Annotated in this window: 16 protein-coding genes, 1 tRNA gene and 1 riboswitch; of the genes, 12 read left to right on the top strand and 5 right to left on the bottom strand. The window is 55.3% G+C overall.

Annotated elements, in window-relative coordinates:
• Positions 1 to 137: 137 nt before the first annotated feature.
• From KZZ06_RS06160 to dxs, 3 genes are read left to right on the top strand one after another with little or no spacing between them, the layout of a single operon-like run.
• Positions 138 to 380, top strand: a complete 243-nt coding sequence (locus KZZ06_RS06160) for an exodeoxyribonuclease VII small subunit (RefSeq protein WP_219579155.1) — start codon at positions 138 to 140, stop codon at positions 378 to 380.
• Positions 367 to 1,272: a polyprenyl synthetase family protein gene (locus tag KZZ06_RS06155; protein ID WP_257884214.1), complete on the top strand. Its 906-nt coding sequence runs from the start codon at positions 367 to 369 to the stop codon at positions 1,270 to 1,272. Before KZZ06_RS06160 ends, KZZ06_RS06155 begins: the two co-directional genes overlap by 14 nt.
• Positions 1,273 to 1,289: 17 nt before the next feature.
• On the top strand, positions 1,290 to 3,218 hold the full coding sequence (gene dxs / locus KZZ06_RS06150) for a 1-deoxy-D-xylulose-5-phosphate synthase (RefSeq protein ID WP_219579153.1): 1,929 nt from the start codon (positions 1,290 to 1,292) through the stop codon (positions 3,216 to 3,218).
• Positions 3,219 to 3,238: 20 nt separating this feature from the next.
• On the opposite strand, the gene KZZ06_RS06145 is transcribed toward dxs, so the two are convergent.
• Positions 3,239 to 3,673 carry a 6,7-dimethyl-8-ribityllumazine synthase gene (locus KZZ06_RS06145; protein ID WP_219579152.1) on the bottom strand — a complete coding sequence of 145 codons (435 nt, stop codon included), beginning with the start codon at positions 3,671 to 3,673 and terminating at the stop codon, positions 3,239 to 3,241.
• A gap of 83 nt (positions 3,674 to 3,756) precedes the next feature.
• Positions 3,757 to 3,909: riboswitch (FMN riboswitch) on the bottom strand.
• 66 nt (positions 3,910 to 3,975) lie between these two features.
• On the opposite strand from KZZ06_RS06145, the gene KZZ06_RS06140 reads away from it, so the two are divergent.
• From KZZ06_RS06140 to KZZ06_RS06120, 5 genes are all read left to right on the top strand, one after another.
• A complete protein-coding gene (locus KZZ06_RS06140) occupies positions 3,976 to 4,599 on the top strand; it encodes an FMN-binding negative transcriptional regulator (RefSeq protein ID WP_219579151.1) in 624 nt (207 codons plus the stop codon).
• Positions 4,600 to 4,664: 65 nt separating this feature from the next.
• Positions 4,665 to 5,276 (top strand): glutathione S-transferase, encoded by a 612-nt coding sequence (locus tag KZZ06_RS06135; RefSeq protein ID WP_219579150.1) that lies wholly within the window; start codon positions 4,665 to 4,667, stop codon positions 5,274 to 5,276.
• A gap of 175 nt (positions 5,277 to 5,451) precedes the next feature.
• Entirely contained in the window at positions 5,452 to 6,012 is a 561-nt protein-coding gene (gene petA, locus KZZ06_RS06130) for a ubiquinol-cytochrome c reductase iron-sulfur subunit (protein ID WP_219579149.1), read from the top strand.
• A 12-nt stretch (positions 6,013 to 6,024) separates the two neighbouring features.
• Positions 6,025 to 7,368 carry a cytochrome b gene (gene petB / locus KZZ06_RS06125; protein ID WP_219579148.1) on the top strand — a complete coding sequence of 448 codons (1,344 nt, stop codon included), beginning with the start codon at positions 6,025 to 6,027 and terminating at the stop codon, positions 7,366 to 7,368.
• Positions 7,369 to 7,373: 5 nt separating this feature from the next.
• Positions 7,374 to 8,222 (top strand): cytochrome c1, encoded by an 849-nt coding sequence (locus KZZ06_RS06120; RefSeq protein ID WP_306664339.1) that lies wholly within the window; start codon positions 7,374 to 7,376, stop codon positions 8,220 to 8,222.
• Positions 8,223 to 8,549: 327 nt separating this feature from the next.
• Here KZZ06_RS06120 and KZZ06_RS06115 read toward each other — a convergent pair whose 3' ends face one another.
• The 3 genes from KZZ06_RS06115 to dapF form a co-directional block, all read right to left on the bottom strand.
• Positions 8,550 to 9,173 carry a Crp/Fnr family transcriptional regulator gene (locus tag KZZ06_RS06115; RefSeq protein WP_308340005.1) on the bottom strand — a complete coding sequence of 208 codons (624 nt, stop codon included), beginning with the start codon at positions 9,171 to 9,173 and terminating at the stop codon, positions 8,550 to 8,552.
• A gap of 172 nt (positions 9,174 to 9,345) precedes the next feature.
• A complete protein-coding gene (gene mtaB, locus KZZ06_RS06110; protein WP_219579146.1) occupies positions 9,346 to 10,602 on the bottom strand; it encodes a tRNA (N(6)-L-threonylcarbamoyladenosine(37)-C(2))-methylthiotransferase MtaB in 1,257 nt (418 codons plus the stop codon).
• Positions 10,599 to 11,429 carry a diaminopimelate epimerase gene (dapF, locus tag KZZ06_RS06105; RefSeq protein ID WP_219579145.1) on the bottom strand — a complete coding sequence of 277 codons (831 nt, stop codon included), beginning with the start codon at positions 11,427 to 11,429 and terminating at the stop codon, positions 10,599 to 10,601. The genes mtaB and dapF overlap by 4 nt, the downstream gene beginning before the upstream one ends.
• Positions 11,430 to 11,546: 117 nt before the next feature.
• Here dapF and KZZ06_RS06100 point away from each other — a divergent pair.
• From KZZ06_RS06100 to KZZ06_RS06090, 3 genes are all read left to right on the top strand, one after another.
• Positions 11,547 to 11,622: transfer RNA gene (locus tag KZZ06_RS06100), tRNA-Lys, on the top strand.
• Positions 11,623 to 11,932: 310 nt separating this feature from the next.
• Entirely contained in the window at positions 11,933 to 12,301 is a 369-nt protein-coding gene (locus KZZ06_RS06095) for a DUF3768 domain-containing protein (RefSeq protein WP_257884213.1), read from the top strand.
• Between the two features lie 80 nt (positions 12,302 to 12,381).
• Positions 12,382 to 12,747 carry a DUF3768 domain-containing protein gene (locus tag KZZ06_RS06090; RefSeq protein WP_219579144.1) on the top strand — a complete coding sequence of 122 codons (366 nt, stop codon included), beginning with the start codon at positions 12,382 to 12,384 and terminating at the stop codon, positions 12,745 to 12,747.
• Here the strand turns inward: KZZ06_RS06090 and KZZ06_RS06085 are convergent.
• A complete protein-coding gene (locus KZZ06_RS06085) occupies positions 12,744 to 13,115 on the bottom strand; it encodes a hypothetical protein (protein ID WP_219579143.1) in 372 nt (123 codons plus the stop codon). The two genes, KZZ06_RS06090 and KZZ06_RS06085, sit on opposite strands and share 4 nt — an antisense overlap.
• A 601-nt stretch (positions 13,116 to 13,716) precedes the next feature.
• Here KZZ06_RS06085 and KZZ06_RS06080 point away from each other — a divergent pair.
• A complete protein-coding gene (locus tag KZZ06_RS06080; protein WP_219579142.1) occupies positions 13,717 to 13,989 on the top strand; it encodes a helix-turn-helix domain-containing protein in 273 nt (90 codons plus the stop codon).
• Positions 13,990 to 14,158 lie beyond the last annotated feature (169 nt).

Genomic DNA, 14,158 nt, shown 5'->3' with positions numbered 1-14,158 from the left:
TGATGCCCCTATGGGGGTTTCACACCCCCAAACCCCCGTGGGATATTTTTGAGCCAGAGAAGTTGTGATCGGCGACTGGAAGGCGCGGGCCATGCAAGGTATGGTTGGGGCAAATTGGCGTATGAGGGTTGGCAGAGATGACAGAAACTGCGGTAGAAGAAATGAGCTTTGAAGCGGCGATGGCCGAGCTTGAGAAAGTATTGGGCCAGCTGGAACGGGGCGATGTCGCGTTGGATGAAAGCATCGCGCTGTACGAACGTGGTGCCGCGTTGAAGAAACGCTGTGAAACCAAGTTGAAAGAAGCAGAAGAAAAAGTTGCCCAGATTACCTTGGACGGGGATGGCAGTCCGACAGGGGTGGCGGCTGTTGACGGGGTTTGACGTTTTTTTGGCCGCAGAGCTGACTCGCAGGCCGTTTGATCAGGCGCTTGGCCATGCTGCCGATTTGGCGACCGGGCAGATTTTGCACGGGCTGGGCGGTGTGGATGGTACGGTTGCTGAGGCGATGCGGTATGCCGTGACCGGCGGCAAAGGATTGCGCGCATTCCTTGTCGTTGAGAGCGCGCGGCTGCATGGCATTCTGGATGCGCAGGCAGCCCCCGGTGCCGGAGCAATCGAGGCGCTGCATGCCTATTCGTTGGTCCATGATGATTTACCGTCGATGGATGATGATGATCTGCGCCGCGGGCAGCCGACGGTCCATGTTAAATGGGACGAAGTGACTGCCATTCTGGCCGGGGATGCGCTGCAAGCACTGGCGTTTGAATTGATTGCAGATGCGGGATGCTCTGATGCGGCCCGTGTGGCGTTGGTCGCAGGGCTGGCCCGTGCGGCTGGCGTGCGCGGGATGGTTGGCGGGCAAGCGATGGACATCGCCGCCGAGACGGCCAGCCAACCGCTGAGTTTGGAGCAGATCAGCGTTCTGCAAGCCGGCAAAACCGGCGCGTTGATTGAATGGGCTGCGACCGCCGGACCAGTGATGGCCGGCGATGATGCTGGCCCCTTGCAGCGCTATGCCCGCGATCTTGGCCTTGCCTTTCAGATCGCGGACGACATCTTGGATATCGAGGGTGATGCGGAAACTGTTGGCAAAGCTGTCGGAAAAGATGCAGGGGCAGGAAAGGCGACATTCGTATCCCTGCTGGGGCTAGAGCCCGCCAAAGAGCGGGCCCGCGCGTTGGTGCAATCGGCCTGCGATGCCTTGGCCCCTTATGGGGACGATGCGGAAACCTTGCGAGAAGCGGCACGCTTCGTTATTGCGCGCAAAAGCTGACCCGGCGGAGGGGCGAGATGACCGAAAGACCCAAGACACCATTGCTGGACCGTGTGGCACGCCCTGCGGACCTGAAGCAGTTTTCCGACGTTGAGTTGATCAAGCTCGCGGATGAAGTCCGTGCGGAGACAATTTCGGCCGTTTCGGAAACCGGTGGCCATTTGGGCGCTGGTCTGGGTGTTGTTGAGCTGACGGTGGCATTGCATGCTGTGTTTGACACGCCGCGCGACAAGCTGGTTTGGGATGTGGGGCATCAGTGTTACCCGCATAAGATTTTGACCGAACGGCGCGATCGCATCCGTACCCTGCGGATGAAGGACGGGTTGAGCGGTTTCACCAAACGCAGCGAATCCCCCTATGATCCGTTTGGCGCGGCCCATAGTTCGACGTCGATTTCTGCCGCTTTGGGTTTTGCTGTTGCGCGTGATCTGGGCGGCGTTGTGCCCGAAGGCCTTGGCGATGCGATTGCGGTGATCGGTGACGGGTCGATGTCTGCCGGCATGGCCTATGAGGCGATGAACAACGCGGGCCACCTGAAAAAGCGGATGTTCGTGATCTTGAACGATAACGAGATGTCGATTGCCCCGCCTGTGGGTGCGATGTCTGCCTATCTTAGCCGCCTATACGCAGAAGAGCCGTTTCAGGAATTCAAAGCAGCCGCCAAGGGGGCTGTCAGTTTGCTGCCCGGCCCGTTCCGCGAGGGGGCAAAGCGCGCCAAGGATATGCTGAAGGGCATGGCAGTTGGCGGGACATTGTTCGAACAGTTGGGTTTTTCCTATTTGGGGCCAATCGACGGGCATGATCTGAACCAGTTGTTACCGGTGCTGCGCACGGTCAAGGCGCGGGCGACGGGGCCGACCCTGATCCATGTCATTACCAAAAAGGGTAAGGGTTACGGACCCGCCGAGGCTGCCCGCGACAAGGGGCATGCCACGGCCAAGTTTAACGTTCTGACTGGCGAGCAGAAAAAAGCACCGTCAAACGCGCCCAGCTATACGCGGGTGTTTGCGGACAGCCTGATCGCCGAGGCGGCAAAGGACGACAAGATTTGTGCGGTGACGGCAGCCATGCCGGATGGCACGGGGCTGAACCTGTTCGCTGAGCGTTATCCAAGCCGGTGTTTTGACGTTGGTATTGCGGAACAACACGGCGTGACGTTTTCGGCCGCACTGGCTGCTGGCGGAATGAAACCGTTCTGCACCATGTATTCCACGTTTTTGCAGCGCGGCTATGATCAGGTTGTGCATGATGTTGCGATCCAGCGTTTGCCGGTGCGTTTCGCGATTGACCGTGCCGGATTGGTTGGCGCTGATGGCGCGACCCATGCCGGGGCTTTCGATGTGGCGTTTATGGCGAACTTGCCGGGCATGGTCGTGATGGCCGCCGCGGACGAGGCGGAGTTGGTGCATATGGTTGCCACTGCTGCTGCGCATGATGACGGGCCCATCGCGTTCCGTTTCCCCCGTGGCGAGGGTAACGGCGTCGACATGCCTGAGCGCGGTGTGCCGTTGGAAATCGGCAAGGGCAGGATTATCGCAGAGGGCAAGCGCGTGGCGCTGCTGTCATTCGGGACCCGTCTGGCAGAGGTCGAAAAGGCCGCCGAAGCACTGCGCGCCAAGGGGATCACACCGACGATTGCAGATGCTCGTTTTGCCAAGCCATTGGACCGCGACATGATTCTGACGCTTGCAGCCGATCACGAGGCGCTGATTACGATTGAAGAAGGTGCCGTTGGCGGCTTTGGCAGCCACGTCGCGCAACTGCTGAGCGATGAAGGCGTGTTTGACCAAGGGCTGAAATACCGGTCGATGGTGCTGCCTGATATCTTTATCGATCAGGCGAGCCCGGCGGATATGTACGCGGTCGCTGGTATGAATGCCGAACAGATCGAAGCCAAAGTGCTAGATGTGCTGGGCATCGCCAGCATTGCGGCGCAGCGGGCCTGACACGCAGGCCCGCGCTGGCTTTAGGCGTCTAGCAACTGACGTGCGGCGACAATGCCAAGGGCAGCCGACGCGGCCTCGCGGCCTTTTTCCACAAAATGCGCGCGGTAGATTGCGTTGTGGTGGTCGGTTTCCTGATAGTGATGTGGTGTCAGGGACACGGACAGGATCGGCACCCCGGTATCCAAACCCACGCGCATCAGGCCATCGACAACGGCAGACGCAACAAAATCGTGGCGATAGATGCCGCCATCCACGACAAATGCCGCGCAGATAATGGCATCGTATTTCCCGGATTTGGCAAGCGTTTGCGCCATCAAGGGCATCTCGAATGCGCCGGGCACATCGACAACGTCGATCTGCGCAGCCGGGATGGTTTCAGAAAAGCCGTCATAAGCACGATCCACGATATCAGCATGCCAGCGGGCTTTGATAAAGGCGTAGCGGGTGTGTGTCATAGTGATCTCCTTTTTAACGTCAGCGACACAAGTCACCCAAGGCGATCACGGTTGCGCACGGCCCCATACGGGGACCGCAACAAACGCATTCTCTTTCATCCGGACTATGACCGTCGGCTCTGGCATCTCACCAGATCTGCTGACCAACCGCCCCGATAGGGCCGTCGCGCTCGCGGGCTCGTGACGCAAGGCCACATACCGCCGGTGGGGAATTACACCCCGCCCTGAGAATGCGTGCAAGTTGCCAAGGTGGGGGCGGGTCTGCAATACCAAAAGTGATCTTGTAAGAAAGTCATCGTCCAATGCACCCCAACCCAGTCTATCATGATGCCGACACCGCCAAAAACATCGCCTTTGCCCGCGAGCGGGGGTTTGGTGTGCTTGCCGCGAATGGGGACGCGGGGCCGCTGATGTCTCATGTGCCGTTTTTGCTGAATGATGCGGGTGATATCGCTGATCTGCATTTGGTGCGCTCGAATCCGATCGCGCGGGCGCTGGCCGAACCGATTAAGGTGAAATTGGCCGTCATCGGGGGCGATACATATATCTCGCCCGACTGGTACAAGGTCGATGATCAGGTCCCGACCTGGAATTATGTGTCGGTGCATTTGACCGGTATTCTGGAATTGCGACCCGCAGACGAACTGCTGGACTTGCTGGATCGCCAATCGGCAGCTTACGAGAACAGGCTGCTGCCCAAGAAGCCCTGGACGACGGACAAAATGCAAGACGAGACGATGACCAAGCTGATGCGGATGATTGTCCCCTGTCGGATGACCATTACGGGCGTGGACGGCACATGGAAACTAAGCCAGAACAAGGCGGACGCGGTGCGTTTGGCAGCCGCTGACGGGGTGGCGTCACATGGATTCGGTGCCGAGACGAATATCATCGCCCAGATGATGCGTGCGGCCATTGGCGGCTAAAAAACAAGTGATTGCGCCGGGATGCGTTGCCAGTGATATTGGCGCAACTCTTGGAGGAGACCACGATGAAGCTCTATTATTCCCCGACGTCGCCCTATGTCCGCAAGGTCATGGTGTTGCTGCATGAAACCGGCCAGATCGATGATGTGACGCTTGAGACAATGCATACCACGCCTTTGTCGCCTGACGCGGCGTTGCTGTCCAAAAACCCGCTGACCAAGGTGCCCGCGCTTGAGCGCAACGAAGGGCCGACACTTTATGATAGCCGGGTGATTTGCGCCTATCTGGATGACCGTGCGGGTGGCAAACTGTACCCGTCCGGCCCGCGCCGCTGGGATACTCTGACGCTTGAGGCCACGGCAGACGGAATTTTGGATGCGGCGTTATTGATGGTGTACGAAGGCCGGTTGCGCCCCGAAGACAAGCGGATGCCCGAATGGATCGAAGGCCAATGGGGTAAAATCGAACGTGCCGTGGCGGTGCTGAACAGCCGCTGGGTTAGTCATCTCTCCGGTCCGCTGGACATGGGACAAATCGCTGTGGGTTGCGCGCTTGCCTATCTTGATTTCCGACATGACGCCCGGAATTGGCGCAAGGGGAATGATGCACTTGCGAACTGGGCAAAAAACTTTGATTCGCGCGCCTCAATGCAGGGAACCGTGCCGCCTGCTGGGTAAATTAGTAAAATTTCAGGGTTTTAGGCCCATTGAAACCCCAGCTGTGACGGTTTGCACGTCAAAGGCATCTGGACGTGCGCAGCCCATAAGGCTAGTAAACAACAGAACGACGGGAGGCGAGTTTTCGCCGCCCCTTGGATTAATGGCCTTTTGGCCCTCGATTTGGAGTTAACCCGTGTCCCAAGCAGAAGATCACGCAGGCACCCGGAGGGATTTCCTCTACTACGCCACGGCAGGTACAGGTGCAGTTGCCGTTGGCGCAGCAGTCTGGCCTTTGGTCAATCAAATGAACCCATCCGCAGATGTGAAGGCGCTGTCGTCTATCCGCGTTGATGTTTCCGCGGTCGAACCGGGCACACAGTTGACGGTTAAATGGTTGGGTAAGCCTGTCTTTATCCGCCGCCGCACCGAAGACGAAATCGCCAAAGCACGCGAAGTCGAAATGTCTGAACTGCCCGATCCCGGCGCAGAAAACGCCAACATCGCAGCGGGTTCGCCTGCAACAGATGAAAACCGCGCAATGGTTGGCAAGGAAGACTGGCTGGTCATGATGGGCGTATGTACGCACCTTGGCTGCGTGCCTTTGGGTGACGCGGGCGACTTTGGCGGCTGGTTCTGCCCATGCCACGGCTCGCACTATGATACTGCGGGTCGTATCCGCAAAGGTCCAGCACCACGCAACCTGCCGGTGCCAATTGCAGAATTCGTGGACGAAACCACGATCAAACTGGGTTAAGGGAGAACTAGAATGGCTGGAATTCCTCACGACCATTACGAGCCAAAATCAAACGGTGAAAAGTGGCTGCACAGCCGCCTGCCGGTTGTTGGGCTGCTGTATGACACATTGATGATCCCGACACCCAAGAACCTGAACTGGATGTGGATCTGGGGCATCGTTCTGACGTTCTGTCTGGCGCTGCAAATCATTACCGGCATCGTTCTGGCAATGCACTATACACCGCATGTCGATCAGGCGTTTGCCTCGGTTGAACACATCATGCGTAACGTGAATGGCGGCTATATGCTGCGTTATATGCACGCAAACGGCGCTTCGCTGTTCTTTATCGCTGTGTATGCTCACATCTTCCGCGGCCTGTACTACGGTTCCTACAAAGCACCACGCGAGGTCACGTGGATCATCGGTATGCTGATCTACCTGTTGATGATGGGTACAGCGTTCATGGGCTACGTTCTGCCATGGGGCCAGATGTCCTTCTGGGGTGCGACTGTTATCACTGGCCTGTTCGGCGCTGTGCCGTTCGTCGGCGAAGCGATCCAAACCCTGCTTTTGGGTGGTCCAGCGGTTGATAACGCAACGCTGAACCGTTTCTTCAGCCTTCACTACCTGTTCCCGTTTGTAATTGCGGGTCTGGTTATCGTGCACATCTGGGCGTTCCACACGACTGGCAACAACAACCCAACCGGTGTTGAGGTTCGTCGCGGTTCGAAAGAAGAAGCAGAGAAAGACACACTGCCCTTCTGGCCATACTTTGTGATGAAAGACCTGTTCGCGTTGGCCGTGATCCTGGTTATCTTCTTTGCGATCGTCGGCTTCATGCCAAACTATCTTGGCCACCCCGACAACTACATCGAAGCGAACCCGCTTTCGACACCTGCGCACATCGTTCCAGAATGGTACTTCCTGCCGTTCTACGCCATTCTGCGCGCCTTTACTGCTGAAGTATGGGTTGTTCAGATCGCGTCCTTCGTGACCGGCGGTATCATCGACGCTAAATTCTTTGGTGTGTTGGCGATGTTCGGTGCGATTATCGTGATGGCATTGGTACCTTGGCTGGACACATCAAGCGTTCGTTCGGGCCGGTATCGGCCGATGTTCAAGTGGTGGTTTGCCCTGTTGGTCGTCGATTTCTTTGCGCTGATGTGGCTGGGTGCCATGCCTGCCGAAGAACCATACGCAAGCCTTTCGTTGATCGCTTCGGCCTATTGGTTCGGTTACTTCCTGATTATCATGCCGCTGCTTGGCGTGATCGAGAAGCCATCGGCGCAGCCCGAGACCATCGAAGCCGATTTTTCGTCCCACTATGACGCGAAAACTGGCGGCACCAAGACGCTGGCCAACCCAGCAGAGTAAGGACCATGACAATGATCAAGAAAACTTTCATATCGGCTGTTGTCGCCCTGGGCCTTACTGGGTCTGCTGCTTTCGCGGCGGGTGGTGCAGCACATGTCGAAGACTTCGACTTCTCTTTCGAAGGCCCGTTTGGGGCCTACGATACCAACCAGCTTCAGCGTGGTCTTCAGATCTACACCGAAGTTTGTTCCGCGTGCCACGGTCTGAAATTCGTACCGTTGCGGACATTGGGTGATGACGGCGGCCCACATCTTCCAGAAGATCAGGTGCGCGCCTATTCGGAACGCTACGAAGTATTCGACGCTGAGCTTGACGATTTTCGTCCGGCCACACCGGTTGACCACTTCCCCGCGTCGGCGCTTGATAACGCGCCTGACCTGAGCCTGATGGCGAAAAAGCGTGCGGGTTTTCATGGCCCGTATGGTCTGGGTATCAACCAGTTCTTTAAAGGCATCGGCGGCACGGAATACATCGCGTCCTTGATGGTTGGCTACGAAGAAACGCCAGAATGCGCGCCCGAGGATTTCCCGGGTTCGTACAACAAAGCGTTCGCGAACGGTGGCATCCCTGACTCGTGCAAAGACGAGCATGGTCATTCCATGGTCGAGGGCAGCTGGATTGCAATGGCGCAGCCGCTGTACGGCGACGACGTTGAATATGCCGACGGTCACGAATCGGACCTGCACCACGAGGCAATGGACGTTGCTGCATTCCTGATGTGGACAGCCGAGCCAAAGATGATGGCACGCAAACAGGCAGGTTTCGCCGGCGTGATCTTTCTGACGCTTCTATCGGTCCTGCTGTATTTGACCAACAAGCGTCTTTGGGCACCGGTAAAGTATAAGAAAGACTGATCCGTCAGTCTTTCTACCACGAAAAGTAAAGCCTTCTGGATCGGGACTGATCCAGAAGGCTTTTGCATTTGTGCGAAGTGGGGAGACTTCTTAAGTAGCACAAACAAGTTGGTAGTTTAAAAAGAGAGAGAAGAGCAGGCATCCAGATCAATTGAACGCCGTGGCTAAGGTGGGTAACTACCTTGGCCGAACCCTGTCCCTCTGTCTCTAAATCGGGCCAACTCCATCCTGACTAGAAGAATGGATCTTATCGTTGTCCCTGATTTTCAATACGTTAATAAATAGTAAATGCGCGCTCTCGAGTCTGTGATCTTGATCACATAGCCGTTAGATAGTTTCGGACTCGGCGATTTTTTTAAGGTTTTCTTTCTCAAGAATACGCAAGGTTCCACGGCCTAGGTCAATCACACCGTCACGCTTCCAAATGGCGAGGGTCTTGGATACCGATTCCCTGCTGACACCGATAAATTCGGCCAGTTCCGCCTGAGACAGTTTGAGTACGTCATCCTGCGCGCCGTTGTGTTTGACAAGATACAGTATCTTTTGTGCCAGTCGCATCGGCAACGGCAGAAAAACCTGATCCCGCAGCTGTTGCCCCATCCAACGCATGCGCCGCCCTGCAAGCTGGATCATATCCACCCCCAGTTCGGGGCGTTCGTTCAGCGACGCCAAGACATCGGCGTTTTTGATCCCCCATACGGTTGCGGCCTCGAGGGCAATAACTGTCGCGGTCCGGGGCCCCGGGGAAAACAATGCAATTTCACCGAAAATCGCGCCTTCCTGCATCACATCAAGGATCAGCTTGCGACCATCGGGCGATAATACGCTAAATTCCAGCACGCCGCTGCCTATTGCATAGAGCGTTTCGCCGGGATCCCCCTGCTCGAACAGAACTTCGCCCTTTGCCAGTTTCTTTTCGGTCGCCAGCTCATCCATCAATTGCTTCAGCACGTCGGAAGCGTTCGAGAGAAATCCGTTTTCAATCAGTCGCTTAAGATTTTGGGGAGAGGAATGAGGCAATGTCTTGTGTCCATCTTGTGCGAAGTGCGGGTATTTTCGCAACCTTCTACATACCCACGCGAAAACGCAATCGTAGGCTCTCGTTTAAGACGGGTAAATGTGATCAGCCGACCAGTAGACGTGTTTCGTCGTGACCCGTGATTTTCGCCGCGACGACACTGCCCTCGACCTGCGCTTGGGCAAAATGGACTTCGGTGAATTGTTCAGTCCGGCCCATGACGGTGCTTTCCATCAGAATACGGTGATCGATACCCTGCTGTGCATTCAGATGCTTGGCCACTTGCTGCGCGCCGGCCTCCCGCAGCTGTGCTGCACGGGCTTTGATCACCGCGCCGTTCACCGCAGGCATCCGCGCCGCCGGGGTGCCTTGCCGGGCAGAGTAGGGAAACACATGCAGCCACGTCAGATCGCATTCGTCGACCAGCTTGAGGGAGTTCGCGAACATCGCATCGGTTTCGGTCGGAAAACCCGCGATAATATCCGCACCAAAGGTCATGTCGGGGCGCAGTTTGCGGGCATCTTCGGCGAAACGGATCGCATCGTCGCGCAAATGGCGCCGTTTCATCCGTTTGAGGATCATATCATCCCCGTGTTGCAGGCTGAGGTGCAAATGCGGCATCAACCGGGGTTCAGTCGCGATCGCCTGCATCAGGTTGTCATCTACCTCGATCGAATCGATCGAGCTGATTCGCAGGCGCGGCAGATCGGGCACGAGCCGCAAAATGCGCATGACCAGATCGCCCAACTTTGGCTCTGATGGTAAATCAGCACCCCAACTTGTCAGGTCTACGCCGGTTAGCACGACCTCGTTGAACCCTTTGTCCACCAACCGCTTGATCTGATCGACGACGACACCTGCTGCGACAGACCGTGAATTGCCGCGCCCAAAGGGGATGATGCAGAAGGTACAGCGATGGTCACAGCCGTTTTGCACCTGAACATAGGCACGGCTGCGTGTGCCGAAACCGTCAATCAGATGGCCGGCTGTTTCTGTAACCGACATGATGTCATCGACCTGTACCGCCTCGGTTTCGCCAATGAAATCGGCGGCCAGCCCTTGCCACGTCGCGCCAACCATCTTTTCGGTGTTGCCAATGACAGCGTCAACTTCGGCCATCTTGGTAAAGGTCTCAGGCTCGGTCTGGGCCGCGCATCCGGTGACGATTAGCCGAGCGTCGGGGTTGGCTTTGCGCAGCTTGCGGATATCTTGGCGGGCCTTGCGCACGGCCTCGGCCGTCACTGCACAGGTGTTGATGATGACCGCATTTTCGAGCCCGGCCTGTTGGGCAAGGTCTTTCATAGCCTCAGTTTCATAGGCGTTCAGGCGGCAACCGTGGTTTGAGAAAATAGGCGCAGTCATTTCAGGCTATCCAGAAATGCGGGGGTCAGGGTGCCGTTGAAAACATGCGCGGTGGGCCCCGTCATCCAAACGCCATCCTCGCGCCAGTCAATGTTCAGCGTACCGCCATCAAGGTCGATGCGTACGTTGCGCCCTGTAAGGCCCCTACGGGCCGCTGCAACAGCCGTAGCGCAGCTGGACGACCCGGAGGCCAGCGTGACCCCAACGCCCCGCTCCCAGACGCGCATGCGGATGTGGTCGGGCCCGACAATCTGCGCGACCTGTACGTTGGTGCGTTCGGGATACAGCGGGTGATGTTCGATCTCAGGTCCAAAACTGGCCAGATCGATGGCTGCGACGTCATCCACAAAGAACGTGCAATGCGGATTGCCCATACCGGTCGCCGTTGGTGCGCCCTCAATCGGCAGCGCCAATGTATCTATTGCGTGAGCAAGGGGGATATCCTGCCAATCGACCTGGGGCTGGCCCATGTTCACCGATGTCACACGATCGCCCAGATCACGCGCTGCCAAATCGCCGCGATCGGTTGTCAGGTGCAGTGACGATTTTCCCGACTCGTCCATCAGGAACCGCGCAATACAGCGGGTTGCGTTGCCACATGCCCCTGCGATTGAGCCATCCGAGTTATAGAAAGTCAGGTGCGCATCGCCGTTGCCGTTCGAAATTACCGCCAGCTGATCGAAGCCCACACCAAAATGCCGATGCCCGATGGCTTTGGCCAGGGCGGGCGTGACGGAAAACGAATCCCCACCCGACTCGCGTGCATCCAGCACGACAAAGTCGTTTCCCAGCCCATGCATCTTCATAAAGGGCAAACCGTTGGTCATATCACTGCTCATTTGGCGCATATAACGTGGCGAATGAAACTTATCCAGCATGTGCGGAAAATTTCGTACGTTAAGGGCTTGACCCCACCGCCCCACCTTTCTAGTAAGCCGCCTAGTGGGCCTGTAGCTCAGTTGGTAGAGCAACTGACTTTTAATCAGTAGGTCTCCGGTTCGAACCCGGACGGGCTCACCAATAATTTCAATGGGTTAGCAGTTTTCTGCTAACCCATTTTTCGTTCTTAGCAACCACATAGCTACCACTCTGCATGATAACGCGTAGGATCGTGCGGTAATTCGTGCGTGATTGGATGGGTTTTTGAATGTGGATTGCTTAACCTAAGCTATTGAATATATGAATGAATTTGACTTTTTGCAGATTTTCATTAAACTGTAATTTACAGCAAAGCACTGCAAAATTGCTGCGAGCCGTGATGTCAAGTGTCTCTTGGCGTCGCCTTGAGCTCGAACCCTTCAAATCAACCGTACAAATAAAGGAGCGTACCATGACGGAAAACGCACACTCGGAGCATGTCAAACTGACAGCAACAATGTCTCCATTGCAAAAGAACCGCACGTTGAATGACCACTTCCGCAAGACTACCAAGGGCGGAATAGTTTCTATTTCGTGGGGCATTCACATGCTCGGCCGCGCCGAGGTCGATTCTATCATGAAAAAGCTTGGGGGAGTGGAAGGCGATAGAAGTTGCGGTGCTGGAAGTGAACATGACAATGGCGAGATCAGCGTCAGTAATCGGAACATCTATTGGGAGATCAATTGCTACAATAAAGAGTTTGACGACATGTCGGTGGATTCCACCAACCCAGACCAAACGACACGGTTCATGACGCTGTTCCTCGACAGCGAGCTTTAGCCTTACGGCTGCCACAAGCGCAGGTCCGCATAAAGCGGACCTGCTGACTCCTAACATCTCTATTCTAAAGGACCGTGGACATGACAGATCACACGAACGAAAACCCTGTGCCTAATGCGCAAACCAGTGCAGGTATCATACGCGACTTAAATGACCGTTTTCGCAAATTGCAAACGGGCGGCACTCTTGTGGCCACCCCCAGCATTATGGATGCGGGGCCACGTGCAGTTCATGCGATTATGGACGATATCGCTGCATTCAACGACTTTACTCCAGACAATGACCCTTACGGCGAACACGACTTTGGCGTCGTCACATATGACGAGCATCGCATCTCCTGGAAGATTGACTATTACAATGATGACCTGAGCGCAGGCTCAAGTAACCCTGCCGACCCAGATGTAACCACGCGGGTTTTGACGGTGTTTCTGGCGAGTGAGTATTAGGACGCGTCAGCCATCTTCTCTTTAACAACGCGCTTGGCCGTCATCCAGCCCTGCCAGTCACCTTTACTGTATAGATCGAGGATCGGGTCACCGCCGATCTGCAAGATGAATCCGACAACATACTCAGGTGGAACGCCGTTCTTATATGCATAGACAAGCTGCCTTGATGATTTTGACATTTGATCTCTGCTTACAAGTCGCTCGGTGTTTTTGACTAAGCGGTTCTCGCCAAGCAATAAGTGGTAACACCATAGGAAAGGGTTCTGCTGAACGTCAGGAGCGGCCTTACTGACAGGTGGTGTCTTTTGAGTCTCTGCTTGCCTTTGCAGATATTCAGCAAGGATTTCTTGGCGACCAAGCTCAATCAATTGGCAACCCAATACATACACCGATCGCTTTAACACGTTTGCAGGGCGATTGTATGGAGTTTCGTCTTGCAGTGGCCTCCTTTTCCTTACCTCACCGACTTTCTCTATGTTCCCAAAAATTTTGCGGAACCTTGGTAGGCTGACTGCGTCCAGATAACGGAGGTCAGATCTTAGCCTACTTGGGGACCGATCTAGCTTCCTTAAGATTTCGCCTCCTTCGCTTAATGCGATGTTTTCGTCAGTTCGTCTGACTCTTCTGATTCGATTCTCGGACGCCATTTCGTTAACTTTCAGCTATCGGGCCAAAATTTATTTATTGACTGTTGAATTAGCTGTATCTCCCAAGAGATACGAATTTCAAGAGGATTGACACTTTGACGTGTCGAGATGTGGCCCCATTGGTGTCCGTAGAGCTTTTGAAAATCGATCCGAGGAGTGTTTCGACCACATCGAAAATCATTGTAACTATATGGATTAATTGAAATTTTTATATCATATTGGTGTCACTCTAAGACATGGAGTAGCGCCATGGCAGAAAGCAACCAATGACGGTTCGTTAGTTGGCGTTGAAAGAAACCAAATGTAGAAAGAATGCAATACAATGGAATATGACCTCACACCTATGATCGGTAATCGTAATGGTTCCGTGCCAACCAGCTTCTTGTCGGAAAAGCAGGCCGCGGATTATCTAAATATGTCAGTTTCTTGGCTCCGGAAGTGTCGCGACCTCGGAACAGGACCTTTGTGGATGAAATTCGGCAACTCGGTGCGCTACCCAAAAGACGCATTGCTTGAATATGTTCAGCAATCTACTCGTAACTTTACGAGTGAGCAGCCTTCGCCACTGAGCGGACAAGGTCAACGCAACGACTAAACAACCGATACAGTCTAGTTGTCAGATGTGGGCCTGATCAACCCAGACTGACCTCCGCGACCTGCGGACAACAAAACCAAATCAACAACATTGAAGACCTGCGCGGTAAAGAGCGCATCACACCTGACGCAATGTGCGCGGGAGTAAGGGTGTACCTCTTTGCCGTGTG

This window comes from Sulfitobacter sp. CW3 (assembly GCF_019392245.1).
GTDB lineage: Bacteria > Pseudomonadota > Alphaproteobacteria > Rhodobacterales > Rhodobacteraceae > Sulfitobacter.
Note: the sequence above shows the minus strand (reverse complement) of the source record. Positions and strands in the feature narration are given on the sequence as shown.

Coding starts and splice junctions, on each gene's coding strand:
- KZZ06_RS06160 (WP_219579155.1), top strand. CDS start 138: ATGACAGAAACTGCGGTAGAAGAAATGAGCTTTGAAGCGGCGATGGCC.
- dxs (WP_219579153.1), top strand. CDS start 1,290: ATGACCGAAAGACCCAAGACACCATTGCTGGACCGTGTGGCACGCCCT.
- KZZ06_RS06145 (WP_219579152.1), bottom strand. CDS start 3,673: ATGACACACACCCGCTACGCCTTTATCAAAGCCCGCTGGCATGCTGAT.
- KZZ06_RS06140 (WP_219579151.1), top strand. CDS start 3,976: ATGCACCCCAACCCAGTCTATCATGATGCCGACACCGCCAAAAACATC.
- KZZ06_RS06135 (WP_219579150.1), top strand. CDS start 4,665: ATGAAGCTCTATTATTCCCCGACGTCGCCCTATGTCCGCAAGGTCATG.
- petB (WP_219579148.1), top strand. CDS start 6,025: ATGGCTGGAATTCCTCACGACCATTACGAGCCAAAATCAAACGGTGAA.
- KZZ06_RS06120 (WP_306664339.1), top strand. CDS start 7,374: ATGACAATGATCAAGAAAACTTTCATATCGGCTGTTGTCGCCCTGGGC.
- mtaB (WP_219579146.1), bottom strand. CDS start 10,602: ATGACTGCGCCTATTTTCTCAAACCACGGTTGCCGCCTGAACGCCTAT.
- dapF (WP_219579145.1), bottom strand. CDS start 11,429: ATGACCAACGGTTTGCCCTTTATGAAGATGCATGGGCTGGGAAACGAC.
- KZZ06_RS06095 (WP_257884213.1), top strand. CDS start 11,933: ATGACGGAAAACGCACACTCGGAGCATGTCAAACTGACAGCAACAATG.
- KZZ06_RS06090 (WP_219579144.1), top strand. CDS start 12,382: ATGACAGATCACACGAACGAAAACCCTGTGCCTAATGCGCAAACCAGT.
- KZZ06_RS06080 (WP_219579142.1), top strand. CDS start 13,717: ATGGAATATGACCTCACACCTATGATCGGTAATCGTAATGGTTCCGTG.